This is a genomic window from Desulfolithobacter sp., assembly GCF_054025815.1.
This window is the reverse complement of record NZ_JBPMMS010000009.1, coordinates 1-17,711: the sequence shown is the minus strand read 5'-3', so window position 1 is coordinate 17,711 and position 17,711 is coordinate 1. Positions and strand designations below refer to the sequence as shown.

Annotated in this window: 16 protein-coding genes; 11 read left to right on the top strand and 5 right to left on the bottom strand. The window is 54.6% G+C overall.

The window, feature by feature from the left end; all coding sequences use genetic code 11:
* The 4 genes from ACXJJY_RS01620 to ACXJJY_RS01605 form a co-directional block, all read left to right on the top strand.
* The coding region (locus ACXJJY_RS01620) for a class I SAM-dependent methyltransferase (protein ID WP_456384960.1) at nt 1-522 on the top strand (522 nt) is incomplete at its 5' end.
* A 36-nt stretch (nt 523-558) separates the two neighbouring features.
* The gene (locus ACXJJY_RS01615) at nt 559-885 is read left to right on the top strand and encodes a hypothetical protein (protein ID WP_456384959.1); all 327 of its coding nucleotides are present in this window, start codon (nt 559-561) and stop codon (nt 883-885) included.
* 273 nt (nt 886-1,158) lie between these two features.
* Nucleotides 1,159-2,568, top strand: coding sequence for a glycosyltransferase (locus tag ACXJJY_RS01610; protein ID WP_456384958.1), 1,410 nt, complete (start codon nt 1,159-1,161; stop codon nt 2,566-2,568).
* Between the two features lie 42 nt (nt 2,569-2,610).
* Nucleotides 2,611-4,071 (top strand): B12-binding domain-containing radical SAM protein, encoded by a 1,461-nt coding sequence (locus tag ACXJJY_RS01605; protein ID WP_456384957.1) that lies wholly within the window; start codon nt 2,611-2,613, stop codon nt 4,069-4,071.
* Here ACXJJY_RS01605 and ACXJJY_RS01600 read toward each other — a convergent pair.
* The 4 genes from ACXJJY_RS01600 to ACXJJY_RS01585 form a co-directional block, all read right to left on the bottom strand.
* Nucleotides 4,039-4,737: a class I SAM-dependent methyltransferase gene (locus tag ACXJJY_RS01600; RefSeq protein ID WP_456384956.1), complete on the bottom strand. Its 699-nt coding sequence runs from the start codon at nt 4,735-4,737 to the stop codon at nt 4,039-4,041. The genes ACXJJY_RS01605 and ACXJJY_RS01600 overlap by 33 nt on opposite strands.
* A gap of 104 nt (nt 4,738-4,841) precedes the next feature.
* On the bottom strand, nt 4,842-6,119 hold the full coding sequence (locus tag ACXJJY_RS01595; protein WP_456384955.1) for a hypothetical protein: 1,278 nt from the start codon (nt 6,117-6,119) through the stop codon (nt 4,842-4,844).
* Nucleotides 6,120-6,236: 117 nt separating this feature from the next.
* On the bottom strand, nt 6,237-7,028 hold the full coding sequence (locus ACXJJY_RS01590) for a patatin-like phospholipase family protein (RefSeq protein ID WP_456384954.1): 792 nt from the start codon (nt 7,026-7,028) through the stop codon (nt 6,237-6,239).
* Complete coding sequence (locus tag ACXJJY_RS01585) at nt 7,012-7,629, bottom strand: DedA family protein (protein WP_456384953.1); 618 nt, start codon at nt 7,627-7,629, stop codon at nt 7,012-7,014. Before ACXJJY_RS01585 ends, ACXJJY_RS01590 begins: the two co-directional genes overlap by 17 nt.
* Before the next feature lie 435 nt (nt 7,630-8,064).
* Between ACXJJY_RS01585 and ACXJJY_RS01580 the strand changes: the two genes are divergently transcribed.
* From ACXJJY_RS01580 to ACXJJY_RS01550, 7 genes are all read left to right on the top strand, one after another.
* Nucleotides 8,065-8,934 (top strand): SEC-C metal-binding domain-containing protein, encoded by an 870-nt coding sequence (locus ACXJJY_RS01580; RefSeq protein WP_456384952.1) that lies wholly within the window; start codon nt 8,065-8,067, stop codon nt 8,932-8,934.
* Nucleotides 8,935-8,959: 25 nt separating this feature from the next.
* On the top strand, nt 8,960-9,943 hold the full coding sequence (locus tag ACXJJY_RS01575; protein ID WP_456384951.1) for a helix-turn-helix transcriptional regulator: 984 nt from the start codon (nt 8,960-8,962) through the stop codon (nt 9,941-9,943).
* Nucleotides 9,944-10,401: 458 nt separating this feature from the next.
* Complete coding sequence (cas3, locus tag ACXJJY_RS01570) at nt 10,402-12,573, top strand: CRISPR-associated helicase Cas3' (RefSeq protein ID WP_456384950.1); 2,172 nt, start codon at nt 10,402-10,404, stop codon at nt 12,571-12,573.
* 21 nt (nt 12,574-12,594) lie between these two features.
* Nucleotides 12,595-13,224, top strand: a complete 630-nt coding sequence (gene cas5c / locus ACXJJY_RS01565) for a type I-C CRISPR-associated protein Cas5c (protein ID WP_456384949.1) — start codon at nt 12,595-12,597, stop codon at nt 13,222-13,224.
* Nucleotides 13,221-14,972, top strand: coding sequence for a type I-C CRISPR-associated protein Cas8c/Csd1 (gene cas8c / locus ACXJJY_RS01560; RefSeq protein ID WP_456384948.1), 1,752 nt, complete (start codon nt 13,221-13,223; stop codon nt 14,970-14,972). The genes cas5c and cas8c overlap by 4 nt, the downstream gene beginning before the upstream one ends.
* Nucleotides 14,969-16,003: a type I-C CRISPR-associated protein Cas7/Csd2 gene (gene cas7c / locus ACXJJY_RS01555; protein ID WP_456384947.1), complete on the top strand. Its 1,035-nt coding sequence runs from the start codon at nt 14,969-14,971 to the stop codon at nt 16,001-16,003. Before cas8c ends, cas7c begins: the two co-directional genes overlap by 4 nt.
* A gap of 18 nt (nt 16,004-16,021) precedes the next feature.
* On the top strand, nt 16,022-17,032 hold the full coding sequence (locus ACXJJY_RS01550) for a virulence RhuM family protein/type II toxin-antitoxin system death-on-curing family toxin (protein WP_456384946.1): 1,011 nt from the start codon (nt 16,022-16,024) through the stop codon (nt 17,030-17,032).
* Here ACXJJY_RS01550 and ACXJJY_RS01545 read toward each other — a convergent pair.
* Entirely contained in the window at nt 17,019-17,408 is a 390-nt protein-coding gene (locus ACXJJY_RS01545) for a type II toxin-antitoxin system VapC family toxin (RefSeq protein WP_456384945.1), read from the bottom strand. The two genes, ACXJJY_RS01550 and ACXJJY_RS01545, sit on opposite strands and share 14 nt — an antisense overlap.
* Between the last annotated feature and the right edge of the window lie 303 nt (nt 17,409-17,711).

Genomic DNA, 17,711 nt, shown 5'->3' with positions numbered 1-17,711 from the left:
GCGGCCGGAGGGTTCCTGAGCGTGCCGGCCGGAGTCATCAACAAGACCATGGACCGGGCGGATCTCGACACGGTCGGGGCCCGGGCAATCGTCGATGAGCTGAACGGACTGATTCGTGAACTTAAGGACAGGGGATTGCGGATCAGCTCCTGGTACGGCTGCTTTGACCTGTCCGGTGACCGGGGCGAACGGATCAACCGGGGCTACGGCTACAGGCCCCTGGACGATGCGGCCGACGATGCCCTCTTTCCCTGGTTTCTCTACTGGCAGATCGTCTGGGTGGTGCTCCACGGGGGGTTCTCCAGGCAGCAGAAGATCCTCGACCTGGGCGGCAGTTCGTCCCTGTTCTCCTATTATCTTGCCGCCAGGGGATACGATGTCACCACCATAGACCTGCAGCAGGAACTGGTGGACAACGCTAACCTGGTGGCCCGGCAGATGGGCTGGAATCTCCGGAACCACCGGATGGACATCAGGAATCTCTGTTTCTCGACCCGGTTTGACCATATCACCTCCATCTGAGGGTTCGAGCATATTCCGCTCTGGGAACGCGTGGAGGTGAACAGGAATATCGGTCTTCTGCTCAATGATTCCGGCAGGTTCAGTATTACCTTTGATTATCGTAATCCTTCCCGCTTCTCGAGGATCGACAGTCCCGACGACGTGCAGGAGCAGTTTGTCACCACCAGCGGCATGAAGATCCGGGGGAACCCGGTTTTTGTCGATACGGGCAGGAATTATCTGCTCGATCCCTTTTATTCTTTCCCCCCTTGTTATATGTATAAATTGAGGACCATCCTCAAGGGACACCATCATCCAGGGGAACTGTTCCGGACCAAGAGCACCAACGATTACACCTTTGGCGCCCTGTTTCTGCAGAAATAGATCTTCCGGGAACCTCGGCGCAACTGCTGCCTGACGGCAGGCCGGTCCCGGAAAAAATAGTGGCCTCGGACCTTCCGGCCTCCGGCTTTCTGAAATTGAGGCAAAAGTTCAGCAGCACGCCATCTGCACGCGCTCGCGGCTGGCCGCATAGCCGACTATAGCGGTCAGCCACGATCACGCACAGCTGACGCACTGCTGAACTTTTACCAAAAGTATTGCTATTTTTCAGGTAGTTGCTGATAGCGGTGAACTATTACAAATTGAGGAGTTGCATTGAACAAATCCGAAAGAATACGTCATCTTGACTCTCTTGCCCCGGTGCGGGGGAAATGGCGGCGCCGGGCCGCCTACTATCACAGGGAAATCGAGCGCTACCTGCGTTTCCTCATACCGGCGGGCGCCTCGGTCCTGGAGATCGGTTGCGGAACCGGAGAGCTGCTGGCGGCCTTGGAGCCCGGCAGGGGGGTGGGGGTGGATATCAGCCCGGCCATGGTGGAACAGGCCCGGCGCAATTTTCCCGAGCTCGACTTCCGGGTCGACGACATGGAGAACCTGCAGATCAGCGAGAAATTCGATTATGTCCTGGTGGTTGACACCATAGGGCACGTGGACGATATCCAGCTCGCCTTTTCCCGGCTTGCCAAGGTCTGCCGGCCCGAGACCCGGGTGGTGGTCGTCTACTACAACTATCTCTGGGCGCCGATCCTCAAGCTCGCCGAACTCACCGGCCTGAGGATGCGACAGTCCCTCCAGCACTGGCTGCCGCTGGATGTCATCGACAACCTTCTCTATCTCAACGATTTCGAGGTTGTCCGCAAGTGCTACAAGGTCCTGCTGCCGATCTACATCCCGCTCCTTTCCACCTTCTGCAACAGGTTTCTGGCCAACATGCCGCTGTTCTGGAAACTGTCGCTCAACGAGGTCCTGGTGGCCAAGCCCATGGCCACCCGCAAGGAACCGGGCGAGGTGAGCTGTTCCATCGTCATTCCCTGTCGCAACGAGGAGGGCAATATCGAAAATGCCATCCGCCGGACCCCGGACATGGGCAGGGCCACCGAGATCATCTTTGTCGAGGGGCATTCCAGCGACTCCACCCTGGCGGAATGCTACCGGGTGCAGGAGGCCTATCCCGATCGCGACATCACCGTGCTGGTCCAGGACGGCAAGGGCAAGGGAGACGCGGTGCGCAAAGGCTTTGCGGCCGCCAAGCACGATGTGCTGATGATCCTCGATGCGGATCTCACCGTGCCGCCGGAGGACCTGCCCAAGTTCTTCGATGCCATCGCCAGCGGCAAGGGCGAGTTCATCAACGGCACCAGGCTGGTCTACCGGATGGAAAAGCAGGCCATGCGGTTTCTCAACATCCTGGGCAACAAGTTTTTCAGCCGTGCCTTCACCTATCTCTTCGAGCAGCGGATTCGTGACACCCTTTGCGGCACCAAGGTCCTCTGGAGAAAGGATTACGACAGGATCATCGCCGGCAGGTCCTATTTCGGCGACTTCGACCCCTTCGGCGATTTCGATCTGCTCTTCGGCGCGGTCAGGCTCAACCTCAAGATCGTCGAGATCCCCATCCGCTACCGGGAACGCTCCTACGGCACCACCCAGATCAGCCGGTTCCGGCACGGCCTGCTCCTGCTGAAGATGGTCTTTTTCGCCCTCGGCAAGATCAAGTTCATCTGACATCCCTGTCCAGTATCGACAACCATCAGCCGAGCCTTTCCCATGAAGATCGTTTGCGTCTATTCGCTTTCAACCTTTTCCCTGAAAAAAGAGCTGTACAGCCCCGGCGATATCCCCTTTGGCATCTCGTTCATCGCCACGATGCTGAAAAAGGCAGGACACGAAGTCCATCTGGTGGTGGTGAACCCGCAGACCCCGCTGGAAAAGAGATTCGGCGCCCTGATCGAGGAGGTCAGGCCGGAGCTTTTCTGCCTCACCGCTGTCTCCACCCAGATCGCTCTCATCAGGAAGGTGGGCGAGACGATCAGGAAGCTTGCGCCTTCAGCCTATGTTGTCATGGGCGGCGCCCATCCTTCCCTCAACCCGGAGGAGGTCATCGCCTATCCGTTTGTTGACGCAGTGTGCAGGGGTGAGGGTGAAGATGCGGTGGTTGAACTTGCGCGGCAACTGGAGGCCGGGCAGAATCCCGGTGGTATTGCCAACCTGTGGATCAGGGATCCTCGAACGGGAGAGATAGAAAAAAATCCTGTTCAGCCCTTTCGTGAGGATCTGGATCTGCTGCCGTTCATCGATCGTGAGATGTGGGAGCCGTTCATTTCCCACAAAAAGGGAAAGGTCTATACCATTCTGGCCGGACGCGGCTGCCCCAACCGGTGTACCTACTGTTCAAACCATGCCCTGGCGCGGGTGGCCACCGGCCGCTATGTGCGCTTTCGCTCGCCGGACAATATCATCGGCGAGATCAGGCAGCTCATGGACCGGGACGACAACGTGGAGATCGTGTTTCTGGAGACAGAGACCCTGGGCGCCAACCTGAAATACACCTATGCCCTGCTGGACAAGCTGGCCGAGTTCAACCAGGGCCTGGAGCGCCCCCTGGAATTCGGCACCAATCTGGCCTTGACTACCCAGATCCAGGACAACAGGAAGTTGCTGGAGGCCTTCAAGCGGGCCAATCTCACTTTTTTTCGCATGGGGCTGGAATCGGGATCGGAGAGGATACGCAGGGAGGTCCTGCGCCGGCCGAGATACTATAACAGGGACCTGATCGATTTCTGTGCCCTGTGCCGGGAATATGATATCAGATATACCATCAATGTTCTCATCGGGCTCCCCGGTGAAACCCCGGCCGATTTCCAGGAGACCATCGATGTGACGCGGGCCTGTCAGCCCACGTTCGGGGTGTCTGTCAGTATATTCTTTCCCTATCCCGGCACCCGGCTCTATGCCCTGTGCAGGGAACAGGACCTGCTCAGCGACAAGGCACGGACAAGCCTGTTCGAGCGGACCGGTACGGTCCTGAAGCTGCCGGATTTTCCCGCCTGGCAGATCAAGAAGGAGTTCATCCTGTTCTATTACAAGGTCTACCGCGGGTATGAGCCGCTGCCGAAGATCGCCTGGAAAACAGTTCGTTATACCTTTGATGCCTTTCCTGCCAGCAAGCGTTGCATCTCCGGCATGGTCCACGGCCTATGTTCCATCTTCCTGCCGATTTCCTCCTGAGCCGGATTCCTTTCCGCCCCTCCGGCGTTTCCGGAACAGCATGCTGAAATAGACACCTGCCCCTGCCGGAAGCCAGGAGGGCAGGTGGGTCTTTTTTTCCATGTCAAACCAGGTCCCGGCCGCCTGTATACACGTCCTGTGGTCGGTGACATGATGCTTTTCGATGCCCTCGAATCCTATCAAGGCAAAGGCCTTTTCCATGAACCTGTCGACCCTGGGCATGCCGACCAGGAGCTGCCCTTCGGGGGTGAGCAGGTCATGGAAGCGGCTGAACACCGGGCCGGGTTCCCGAATATGCTCGAGAACCGAGATGGCGACAATGAGGTCAAAAGTCCGGCCCGGGAACAGATCGTCCCTGAGATCACCCTGTTTCAGAACACAATCCACACCGAGCCGTTGCAGGATACCGGCAGTTTTGCCGGGGTCTGACTGCAGGTCCACCCCGGCAACAAAATTACCCATTCCGGCCAGGGAAGGGAGCAGGACACCACTTCCGTACCCGACTTCCAGTATGGAGGCGTAGGGGGGCGTCAACATGGCAAGTCCCTGCTCTATCCGGGCCCGGTATATCCTGCCCACCAGCGGTTTATAGTAGTATGGCAACGGATCATCGGGGCCGTTGGCCGCAAGAATTCCTTCGGGCGGCAACAGGAACAGGTTTCCCATCTCCTTCCTCTCCGGTTGTGGTTCAATTCGCCATTGTACCGTGCTGAATGGTCGGGATCTTTCTCCGGACCAGGCAGCAGACCATCTGCGCGAGGGTGGTGTGTTTACGTCCCGGCAGAAATGGCGGAGGCCTCCCCCGGGCCTCTCATTCGGCAGGTGAAGATATGGTACATGATGCCGATGTGGGCGATCAGCAGCGCGTCATAGGGCAATCTGAACCGTATCCTGGGGATGAACAGGGCGTGGAAAAAGGCGCTGGCAATGTACACTGCCACGAGGAGCTTTTCCCCGTCGGTCAGGGGTACCCGGCCCGCCATGAGCAGACGGATGACCAGGCAGAGCAGAAGAGGGTAATAGGTGATGAACATGATGACCTTTTTGAGTGAATCAAACTCCCTGCCGACAAAGAGGTTGTTGTAGTAGTTGAAATATTCCAGGAGTTTCCTGAGATACAGTATGGCAGCATCAGCAGGATGCGTGGTCCAGAACCGGATGGTTTTTTTCAGGTAATAGCGGTTCTGTTCGGTTTCAGGCAGTTGACTGGCTTCCTGATAGAATGCATCATTGACGTAGTCATACCAGGCGTCGAGAGAGGTATGCGGATTGTTCCCTATGTAGAGGGTATCGCCGCCGTGGGTGGTGAGTGGTATGAAACGGTGGAATACCAGGTAGTTTCGTGTGGTCCATATGGACAGGCAGGCAACGGCCACCAGGGCGCTTGCCGCCACCTTCATGAAGGTCTTTTTCCGGTCCGGCGAGACAAGGATCATCCAGAGGCCTGCCACGGGGGGAATGAAGACGCCGGTGGAATGGACCAGCATCAGGACCGCGCAGAGAATACCGAACAGGAGCATGGCTGGCATGCCTGCGTTTTTTTCCAGCGCGCACCGCACAAGGAGCAGGAGGACCAAGGTGAAGAGGGTCTGGGGATATAGCGTTCCCGCAGTATAGAAAAGTACTCCATAGGCGATGAAGAGAAAGGCGGATATTCCCCTGGCATCTTCTGCCCCCTCGTGCCTGAGTATGGAGCGTATGGTCAGCAGCGAGCCGCACAGGATGAGGTAGTTCACGCAACGGACCACGGGAATGGACGCGCCAAGTTTCAGGAGCGCGGCAATGAGCAGAGGATAGAGCGGCGGAAAAAGAGCGGTGGGGGACGTGCCGTCCAGGGAAAAACCCTTGCCTGATGCCAGGTTCCCGGCAATGGCGAAGTACTGCCGTTCGTCGGGAAAGTGGAGGCTGTACCCCCTGGTGAATGCATACACGAATCCCGCGCCAAGCAAAAACAGGATGGCTGCGGAAAATATCGCATTCCCGTATTTCTCGGCCAGTGTCGCGGTTGTGCCGAGGATGTTGCGTTGTCTCTTCTTCATTTTGAACATGGGGTAAGGGGGCTCTGCCCGGCACGCCGGGCAGAGCAGATAGAGTCATACCGGTTTTTTTTTGAAAAAGTGCCGGATTCCATGCCCCGTGATCAGGAACTGCTGTCTTGCTGACAGTTACGAAAGGGCAGCCATGGCAGCCTGGTAACCCAGTTCGATGATCTCCTCTCCCCTGTTGAAATCCTGGTAGCTGATGTGGGCGAGATCGGGACAGATCAGCAGGTCCGGCGGGTCGGTCGCCAGTCTGGTCCGGGTCAGGCTGGCCTGGATGATCTGGGCCGACGCGCCGATGATCTCCAGCATGTTGGGCTGTTCGGTCGCCAGCAGGGGCAAGCCGTTTTGCCGCACAACCGGATTCAGGTCAACGGCAATGACCTGGCCGGCCCCCATGGTGCGGACCGTGCTGACGGGGACCGGATTGACCAGGCCGCCATCGACCAGCAGGGCGGCTTCACGACGGAGCGGGGTGAAGATGCCGGGCACGGCGATACTGGCGCGGACGGCCTCGACAATGTTGCCGCGGGCCAGGGTGACCTCCTGGCCGGTACGGATATCGGTTGCCACTGTGGCCAGGGGCACGGTGCACTGCTCGATGGTGAGGGAGCCCAGGTGCTCCTCGAGAAAGGCGGTGATATGCTGTCCCTTGAGCAGACCGGTCCGGGAGGGAAGAGACGCCACATAGGCAAGCACCTGTTTCCTGGTGAGCCGCAGGACGCCGGCCATGAGGGTGTCCAGTGAGTTCGTTGCAAAGAAGGCCCCGACAAAGGCGCCGATACTGGTGCCGGCGACATGGGTGATGCGGATATTGTTCTCTGCCAGGGCGCGGAGAACCCCGATGTGGGCCCAGCCGCGGGCGGCGCCGCCACCCAGGGCCACTCCCGCGGATCGCGTCTCAGAGGGGTCTCTCACATCGTCTCCTTTTCACCAGGACATACACCACGACCAGGGCCACGGCAAAGAGAAAGAGGCCGAGCACGGTCTGGTGCAGGTAGCGGTTGACCAGTTCCTGGTTGTTGCCGATGAAATAGCCGACCAGCGCCAGGATAATGACCCAGATCCCCGCGCCCAGTCCCGTGAAGAAGGCGAACAGGGGCAGGTTCATGCGGGCGATGCCTGCCGGCAGGCTGATATACTGCCGGATACCCGGCAGCAGCCTGCCGATGAAGGTGGAGATATGCCCGTGCTCGGCAAAAAAACAGTCTGCCTTGTCCAGGCTTTTTCTGCTGACCAGCAGGTAGCGGCCATATTTTTCAAAGAACGGCCGGCCCCAGATACTGGCCAGCCAGTAGTTGAAGAGCGCGCCCAGCAGACTGCCGCCGATGCCGGCCAGGATGACGAGAACGAGGGACATCTCGCCCCGGGCGGCCAGGTAGCCGGCCGGCGGGATCACCACCTCGCTGGGAAAGGGAAAGAACGAGGATTCGAGAAACATCATGACAATGACGCCGGGATATCCCCACTGACCGACCGTATGGACGATCCAGTTGACGAGGGAGTGCAGTGCTTCCATGGGAGTTATGCCTGTAGGTGGTGTCGGCGGACCGCTGGCGTGGCAGCAGGGCCATGCCAGCGGCAACCGTGTTGAATTTCGTGTGATCTTTGTGCAAGGTCGGCAGGGGCGACTCTCTGCAGTTGCTGCTGGCCGCAAGCGGATGGCCTGCTGTTGATCTTCCTGTGGCAATTATTTCCCATTTTGCGGTCAATGTCACGGTGTTCCTTGCAGACAGCGTTTTTTCATGGTTTTTTTCATACCTGAATCCCGGGGTCTTTGCCGCAACACTGTTCGTACACCGAGAACGCCGAGACAGGTGCAGATGCAAGAAAGCAGGTGAGTGGGCGTAGCGACGAGACTCCGAGCCATTTTCGGCGCAGGTGTAGTTTCCTCCTTTTCCGGTGTAGGGCACAACCTGTATCGAGAGGAAGTCAAATGATTGTGAGGTGAAAAGTGTTACTGGAGTTCAATGGCAACGGCTACCAGGTGGTGCTGGAGGAGAACGGCGTCAGGACCCGTTACGACCTGACTCTGTTAACCTGTGACAATCCGGTCTGCACCTGTACCACGGTCGACATCATCCTGACCCCGGCTGGCGCTGATGGCAGCGATGATGCGGACTCGCTTCGGGTTGCGTTCCGGCTCGATCTGAAGGAAAGAAGGCTTGAAAAGAAGGGCTGGCTGAAGCGGCAGAAGAGGGAAAAAGAATGCATCCGGGCATTCATGGCCGGGCTTGGAGAAGAGGATTTTCTTCTTCTCCTGACCATCTATACGGCACTGAAAGCGGCACAGTCCGAGGGTGCTGAGCCGGGAGAGATCGAGGCAGAGTTTGACTTTGACGGTATCGAAAACCAGAGCCTGATGACCTACTACAATGAGATTCTGCCCCATGCGAATCGTTTTTTCCTGAAGATTGATGGCAAGACCTTTTCCATCAGCGATTCCTACTGTCTGAAACGGGGGTGCCGCTGTGCCAGGGTGATCTTTTCGGTCAACCGTGTCGACACCAAGAAGCTCAAGACCATACTGGTGGGTATCCTGGAGGGTGACTATCGGCGAAAGAGGATAAAGACTGTCGATTCCCGGGACCGGGACCCGGGTGTAGACCTGGAAAGGATCCGACGGGAACTGCTGCAACAATATCCCGAACTGATGGCTACACTTCGGAAACGCCACCGCCGCCTGCATCAGATCTATGCTGCCTGCCGGCAGAGGAAGTTCGGCATAACCAGTGAACAGAAGGGTGGTAAGGTCGGCCGCAACGATCCCTGTCCCTGCGGCAGCGGTCGCAAATACAAAAAATGTTGCCTGGGCAAGGAGTAAGCCGGCAAGAGAAGGGAGAGGCGGTATGGGCAATCAGCACCTGGTTTTTGAACGCTACCTCTGGTTCGATGCGGAGATCAGGAAAAATCGTTATCCCAACGCCACGTCCCTGGCGGAGGAATTCGAGATCTCCAACCGTCAGGCCAGGAGAAACATCGATTTCATGCGGTACTCGCTGGAGGCGCCCCTGGTTTATGATCCCGCCCGCCGTGGCTACGCCTACGAAAGCGAGTTCTCGCTGCCCGAGTTGCCCCTGGGCCAGCGGGAGACCCTGGCCGTGCTCCTTGCCGGCAACCTCCTGGAGGCAAGCGATTCGGGCTACATCAGCAGAGCGATTCAGCGATTCGGTCGGCGCCTGTTTCAGGAACACAGCGAGATCGGTATCAGTGAACGGCGTATCCGCAAATGTTTTTCAGCCATCTGGCACGGACATGCACCCTGCAGGGGGGCGGTATTTCGCCATGTCTCCAGGGCCCTGCTCACCAGCCGTCTTCTGAGCATCACCTATCATTCACCCTTGAACGACCGGGTTTCCCGGCGGTATATCGAACCTCATCACCTCCAGCATTACATGGGGAGCTGGGTTCTGCTCGCCTGGTGCCGTCTGCGTCATGACTGGCGCCGTTTCTACCTCTCCCGCATGAGCCATGCCACGCCACTCGAGGAAGTCTTTACCCGTCGTTCACCATCTGCCTGGCGTCCCCTGCTGTATCGTGGTTTTGGAATTTTTCAGGCTGCCGAAGTCTTCCCTGTGCGTATCCTCTTTTCTCCTCACATCGCCCGCTGGGTGCGGGAACAGATCTGGCATCCGGATCAGGAGATGGAAGAACGTCCCGACGGTTCCCTGGTTCTCACCGTGCCGGTTGCCGATTTACGCGAGATAAAGATGAAGATTCTGCAATTCGGCGCCGAGGCCCGTGTACTGGAGCCATCAGAGCTGCGGACGCTGATCCGGCAGGAGGCCCGGCGATTGGCACGCCAGTATGACAGGGAGGAACCATACTGGTGAGAAAAAAAATTCCACCCCGGACACCGGGTGTCCGGGGTGGGGTGGTATGCTGTGAGCAATGGTTTCGTTTTTCCTGTCGTCTGGAACTGAAAACTTCCTCCCGGCGGATTCAACGGTTTTGTATCGTCTGGTGGCAGGGAGGGAGCAGGCGTATATTGGAAAGCCCTGGGCCGGAGGCATGAGTCGGTATCCGTAGCTTCGTTCGGCACACCCGGCCCTGGCAGAAGATGGGGATCGAGGTGAGGGCAGATGTCTGCAGACAAGACGATCAATCAATGGCATGCCCACAGGGGCAACAGTGACAACCGGTGGCATCTGCTGAGAGAACATCTGTTGTGTGTGGCAGAGCTCGCAAGGAAGTTTGCGGCCGGGACCTGCCGGCCAGCAGGGAAAACATGGAAATGATTTTGAAGAGCTGAACAGAATATGCCGGGAAATGGTAGAAGCGAGGTCATGTGATGAAATATTATGCCCATTCTACGGACCGTACCGACAAATCAGACTGGCAGCCGCTTGCGGAGCATTTGAAGAATGTGGCAGAAAGGGCAGCCAAATGTGCCAGCCCATTTGGCGGAGAGGAGTGGGCCTACCTGGCCGGATTATACCATGACGTGGGTAAGGGCCGGAAGGTGTGGCAGGCATACTTACGCAGGGTGAATTCCATAACAGATGAATTTGCTCCGTTTTATGCAGGGCACCCCAATCATGCCCTGGTCGGCGCGCAAGTGCTTTTTAGCAAAAATCAGCAGGCAGGCAAGCTCCTTGCCTATTTAATTGCAGGGCATCACGGAGGACTATCGGACTGGGATGGTTCGCAAAATGCGGGGTTAAGGGATAAACTTGACGATGATGCGCCTGATGTTGACATTCCCCTTGATCCACTGAACTTTCCGAACAATCTTTGCATTCGATGTGATCAGGATCGATTGGGGTTCCAGATACAGTTTTTTGCCAGGATGCTCTTTTCCTGTCTGGTCGATGCTGATTATCTTGACACGGAAAAGTTTCTTGATAGCAGCAGAAGTAAGCAGCGTGGCAGGTATCCGGGTATAAAGGAACTGCATGAACGGTTCTGGAATAATTTTACCGTATTACGGGAAAAAGCAGACCATTCTCTCCCTGTAAATGTTCAGCGGGAAAGGGTTCTTGTGGATTGCCTCCGGGCGGCAGATAAGCAGCCGGGAATTTTTTCCTTAACCGTGCCGACTGGCGGCGGCAAAACCCTTTCCTCCCTGGCCTTTGCCGTAAACCATGCTCGAAAACATGGCAAGCGGCGAATAATCTATGTCATTCCCTTCACCAGCATCATCGAACAGAATGCAGGGGTGTTCCGGGCTATGCTGGGTGACGATGCCGTGCTGGAACACCACTGCAACTATATCCCGTACGAGTCTGACTGGAAGACACGGTTGGCCGTGGAAAACTGGGATGCGCCCGTGGTCGTCACGACCAATGTCCAGTTTTTCGATTCCCTGTTCGCCAACAGGACGTCAAAATGCCGGAAACTTCATAATATCGCTGACAGTATCGTAATCTTTGACGAAGTACAGGCCATCCCGGTTGAAAAGTTAAAACCGTGCCTGGAAGTCATCAGGGAATTAACCCAAAATTATGGCGTTACCGCAGTGCTGTGTACGGCGACCCAGCCGGCGATTGAACATAATGAACAATTCCCCGGCGGATTGAAAGTTGACCAGGAGATCGTCAAGGACGTGACAGGACTGTACGCGGCACTGAAGCGGACAGAGGAACTCTTTATCGGCAAGTTGAATGAATTCGAGGTGGCTGAAAGGTTGATGGAGCATGAACAGGTTCTGTGTATCGTCAACACCAGGCAGCAGGCACTGGACATCTTCAATGCCCTGCCTGTCTCAAACGAAAATATCCACCTGAGCGCCCTCATGTATCCGGCACATCGAACGGAAAAGTTGACGGAGATCAGGAGACGATTGTCAGATAGCGCCTCAGCACCTTGCCGGGTGGTCAGTACCCAGTTGATCGAGGCGGGAGTGGACGTGGATTTTCCCTGCGTTTATCGAGCAGTTGCCGGGATTGATTCCATTGCACAGGCCGCCGGGCGATGCAATCGCAATGGACGGAGCAATAAAGCCGCCAAGGTGTATGTCTTTGACTTCCCCGAAGAAGGTGGTTGTTCGTATTTTCGCCAGGCAGCACAGTCCGCGGTCAAGCTCTTTGACGAATTTGCCGGGGAATTGACATCTCCTGCATGTGTAAGAAAGTATTTTGCCGATTATTTCTGGAAAAACGAGCAGCGCATGGATGAAGACGGTATTCTGGAAAAATGTTTGACCGCCCAGGGCGGCGACATCCAGTTTCGTGAAATTGCCGGGTTTCAGATGATCCGGACAGCAACCATTCCGGTGGTTATCGCCATTGATGAGAAACCACGGAACCTGGTGCAATCTTTGAAATTCGCCGAACATAAAGGAAGCATCCTGCGCCATTTGCAGCAGTTCACAGTGCAGATTTATCCTTATCAATTTGATGAGATCAGGGACTGGCTGGATGAGCCGGTTCCCGGAATATGGGTTTTGCATACAACGGAATTGTACTCGGAAAGCACGGGCCTGCAATGTACTTCCCCGCAAGGCGCTGCATTTTTTGGCTGAAGTATAAAGGAGGAAAATTGTATGGGCTATGGCATAAAATTACGGATATGGGGTGATTATGCTTTGTTTACCCGTCCTGAAATGAAGGTGGAACGGGTGAGTTACGATGTGATCACCCCGTCAGCGGCCCGGGGTATACTGGAAGCGATTTACTGGAAGCCGGCTATACGCTGGGTGATTGACCGAATCCATGTCCTGAAACCGATCCGTTTCGAGAATATCAGGCGTAATGAACTGGCAAACCGGGTTTCGGTCAATAATCGTGACATGGAAGAAGGGCGGCCAGTCTGCCGCTATATAGAAGAGGACCGTCAGCAGCGGGCCTCCATGGTTCTGCGGGATGTGGAATATATCATCGAGGCCCATTTTGACCTGACCGGCAGTGACGATGCCGATCCAGGGAAACATCTGGCGATCTTTGAACGGCGGGTCAAAAAAGGCCAGTGTTTTCACCGACCCTATTTCGGGTGCCGAGAGTTTCCTGTTGAATTTGCCTGGTGCGATGACGTGCCGAAAACATCATTCACAGGTCGGCAGGACCTTGGGTATATGCTCCATGATCTGGATTTTACCGATAACATGAGTCCGAAATTTTTCCGGGCAGTCATGGAAAACGGGGTTATCAACTGCCGCCGGGAGGTAGTTTCATGATCTTTCAATCCCTGATTTCTCTCTATGACCGGCTTGAGAAACAGCACGGTCTCTTTGACAAGGAAGTTCCTGTCCCGCCTTATGGATTCAGCGTTGAGGATATCGGTTTTGTCGTAACCGTTGACAGGCATGGCAATATCGTTGGTGAGCCGGAGGACCTGCGGATCAAGGTCAAGGCGAATACGTATAATTTTCGTCAGTCAGTGGTTCCATACAGCAACAAGGTATGTGTCCGTTCAGGTAAGGGTGCGTCAAAAACTCCAAACTTCATGGTGGACAAGGCCGACTATCTTTTTGGAATGTCAGGAAATAGCAAAAAAACCGTGCACCATTCATCATACAAAAAATTGATAAGTGAGGTGTGTGGCACATCACAAGACGAGGGTGTCCTGGCAGTACGATCCTTTTTGGAAAAATGGAATCCAGAGGATTCGCCCGGGTTGCCGTTCTGGAAAGAAATGTGCGGTAATCATGGGAAATGGGTGGCCTTTCGCCTCAAAGGAGACAATGAATTTGTTCATGAACGATCCGAGGTCAGGAGATTATGGACGGCATATCTCGCCAGGGAAGAATTCCCTGAAGGTGTCAGCTTCATTGACGGTAAAAAGCATGATTTGCAACTGCAATACGCTCAGTTCAAGTTTGGCTCCGGCGCTTCACTGGTTTCATTCAACGAAAAAGCCTACGAATCTTATGGAAAAGAGAAGGGTGAAAACGCCCCGATTTCGGTGGAAGCCGAGTTTAAGAGTTCAGCGGCCCTGAAGCATCTTTTACGCAGTCACACCCAGAGAATACGCATAGGTGATGCCACCACGGTTTTCTGGGCGGAAAGAGCCTCGCCAGTCGAAACGTTTATGGGACAGGTGTTGAACCCTGCTGTTGAAGACCAGCAGGCAACGAATCAGGTCAGGAAGTTTCTTGAGGCTGTTTGCCAGGGCACCCTGCCGGCTGATATTGAAAAGGACAAAGATATCCGGTTTTACATCCTCGGGCTTTCCCTGAACAAGGCGCGTCTGGCTCTGCGTTTCTGGCATGTTTGCTCTGTCGGAGAATTGATGAACCGGTTTCGGGATCATTTCAACAACCTTGAGATGGAACGTGGTGAACAAGATATACCCTTTCCCGGTGTCTGGCACCTGCTCAAGGAAACAGCCCGGGAGACCAAGGACATTTCTCCTGTTCTGGCCGGTTCGCTGACGCGTTCCATCCTCACCGGCGGCCGATATCCTCAGAACTTATATCAGGGGGTGATCGGTCGCATCCGGGCGGATCAGGCAAAGAAGGATAAATCAACGGGTAAATCTATGCCTAATGTTACGTACTTGCGGGCTGCAATTCTGAAGGCTGTGTTGCAGCGAAATCATAAAAAGGAGGTGCCAATGTCACTGGATAAGGAGAGGAAAGAAATATCATATCTGCTGGGAAGGCTGTTTGCGGTGCTTGAAAAGGCCCAGCTTGACGCCCTGGGCAAGGTGAATGCAACCATCAAGGACAGGTTTTTCAGTGCTGCATCCGCTACCCCGGCAAGTGTGTTTCCCCGCCTGCTGCGCCTGTCCCAGCATCATATCGAAAAGGCTGAATACGGATATGTATCCGACCGGCGTATTGCTGAAATCATGGAGCATGTGGACTCGTTTCCGGCCCACATGAATCTTCAGGATCAGGGACTGTTTGCCATTGGTTATTACCAGCAGAAAAACGCATTATACCGTAAAAATGTAAACCATGATGAAGGAGAGCAGAAATGAGTAATCCAATTCAAAACCGTTATGAATTTGTTCTGTTGTTCGATGTAAAAAACGGCAACCCCAACGGCGACCCGGACGGCGGCAATATGCCGCGCATCGACCCTGAAACCGGTCATGGCATAACCACCGATGTCTGCCTGAAACGGAAGATCAGGAACTATGTTGATCTGGTGAAGGAAAATGTTTCTCCTTATGAAATTCATGTTAGAGAAGGAGCTTTTCTGTCTGAGCATCACAGAAGGGCACATAAAGCATTAGACGATGAAAAATTATTTGTCCACGTTCCAGATGATTTGCATAATGAACTCAAAAATTATGATGGGTTTCCTGATGGTGTTGGTTTTGAGAATGAAGGAGTGTACTTGAAACTTGGTAATGATATAGACAAAGTAAAAAAATCTGTCGGGAAATTGAAAGATATCTCTGACGCTGCTAAGGCTAAGTTAAAAGAGTTATTTGTTGACAGCAAAGAAATCGTAGCAAAAAAATGGATGTGCAAAAATTTCTTTGATGTCCGAACGTTCGGCGCTGTTATGTCCACAGGGGATAAGACCTGTGGACAGGTTAGGGGCCCTGTTCAATTGGCGTTTGCCAGAAGCATTGATCCCATTGTCGGGCTTGATATCGCCATGTTCAGAACAGCAGCCGTTTCCGTTGACAAACCGGATGATAAAGGACTCGGAGCCCGAAAAGCTATTGTCCCTTACGGCCTGTATCGGGTACACGGTTTTATTTCGGCTCCTCTTGCCGAACAGACCGGTTTTTCAGAGGAAGATCTGGATCTGCTTTGGGAAGCCCTCATGAACATGTTCGACCATGACAGGAGTGCTGCCCGGGGCGAGATGGCGTCTCAAAAGCTCTTTGTCTTCAAACATGACAACAAACTGGGCAATACCCCGGCCCATAAACTTTTTGACCTGGTACAGGTGAAACGAAAAGAAGAGCTGGATGGCCCGGCACGATCTTTTACAGATTATGTTGTCACGGTTGGGAACCCGCCGAAAGGAGTTGAACTGTTTGAAAAGCTGTAAGATTGTGGAGAACAAACAATGATCTCCAACCAGGGCGAACTTATCGTCTACCAGGCCGAGGACGGTCAAACCAGTGTTGACGTGCGACTTAAAGACGAAACAGTCTGGTTGTCACAAGCTGAAATGACCGAGCTGTTCCAGCGAAACAAGCGTACAATTTCTGAACATATTCGAAATGTATTCAAGGAAGGCGAGCTTGAAGAAAAAGCAGTTGTCCGGAAATTCCGGACAACTGCCGATGATGGCAAGAGTTATCAGGTAACTTATTATAACCTCGATGTTATCATCTCGGTCGGCTACCGGGTGAAATCGAAGCAGGGCACTCGCTTCCGCATCTGGGCGACCTCAATTATAAAAGATCATCTGGTGAAAGGCTATACCTTCAACAGGAAACGGCTGGCGGAAAAAGGTCTTGGTGAGGTGCGGCAGGTGCTTGATCTGTTGAAGAGTACCCTGCAGGGTCATGGGCTGGTTTCTGCTGAAGGAAGCGCCATCCTTGAAATTGTCAATGCCTATTCCCGCACCTGGCAGCTTTTGTGGCAGTATGACGAGGATTCACTGGCAGGAGTAAAGAAAGCAGATAAAGGGAAGCAGGCAATGCTGGAACTTGCAACAGCCCGCACCGCCATTGCTTCACTGCGGGAAAACCTGCTGCAGAAGGGGGAAGCAACCGACATTTTCGGCCATGAACGGGGCGACGAACTCGCCGGCATCATCGGGGCAGTGCAGCAGACATTCGGCGGGCAGGATCTCTACCCGTCTGTCGAGGAAAAGGCGGCCAATCTGCTCTATTTTGTTATTAAGGATCATCCCTTTACCGATGGCAACAAAAGAATCGGATCATTTCTTTTTCTACTGTTCCTGAAACACAATGGATTCTCTGCAGACAGAATCCCGGACAGCCGGGGACTGGTTGCCCTCACCCTGTTGACTGCCTCCAGCAATCCGGACCAGAAGGATGTGTTAATCCGGCTTATTGTCAATCTGCTGATGGATGATGAGGCCAAGGAAAAAACTACGGTTCCCTGACCTTCCATTCAGTCCATCCTCCTGCCCGGCGGAGGAAAGCCTTGTCAAAGGTGAGAAAAATTTTATAACGACTGCTTGCCGTCAGGTGCATTGCGTCGGCGAAATCAAGACCTTCCCCGTACAACCTCAGAACCTCGGCCAGATTTTCAGGTCTGTTGACGTGAACATTTTCAAGACCGAGGAGTTTGGTCAGGGCCTGGCGTATCTCATCGGGTTTGAATTTGTAGGCAAAACGCAGCACCCGTTCGGTTTCAAGAAGAACGGTATCGGCAATGAAGATTTGTTCGGTGGAAAAAATGTGTCTGGCTTTCAGGAATTGGGGTTCATCGTCCCCGGTGAGCAGGCGGACAATAATGTTGGTATCAATTCCGAACATGGGAGGACTCTTTGACGCCTTGGGCAATGGCATCGCTCATCTCTGCAACCGTTTTGGCGTAACCCCTCACGGGATGGCTAACCATCGGTTTGTCCGACCACAATGGTGTAAGCGCTCTCAGGGGCCGCGGATTTGTGCGGGCGTGCCTGTCCGCTATAGCCTACCTATGCGGGCATGCGCGCCCGTGCAAAGATGCGGTTCCTGTGAGCGCTTACGTTTTGGCCGGCCCTGCATAACGAAGGCAGGAAGCTACCTCGGAAATATCAGTTTTTGGAAACGGCCTTACCGGTTTCAGAAGCACAC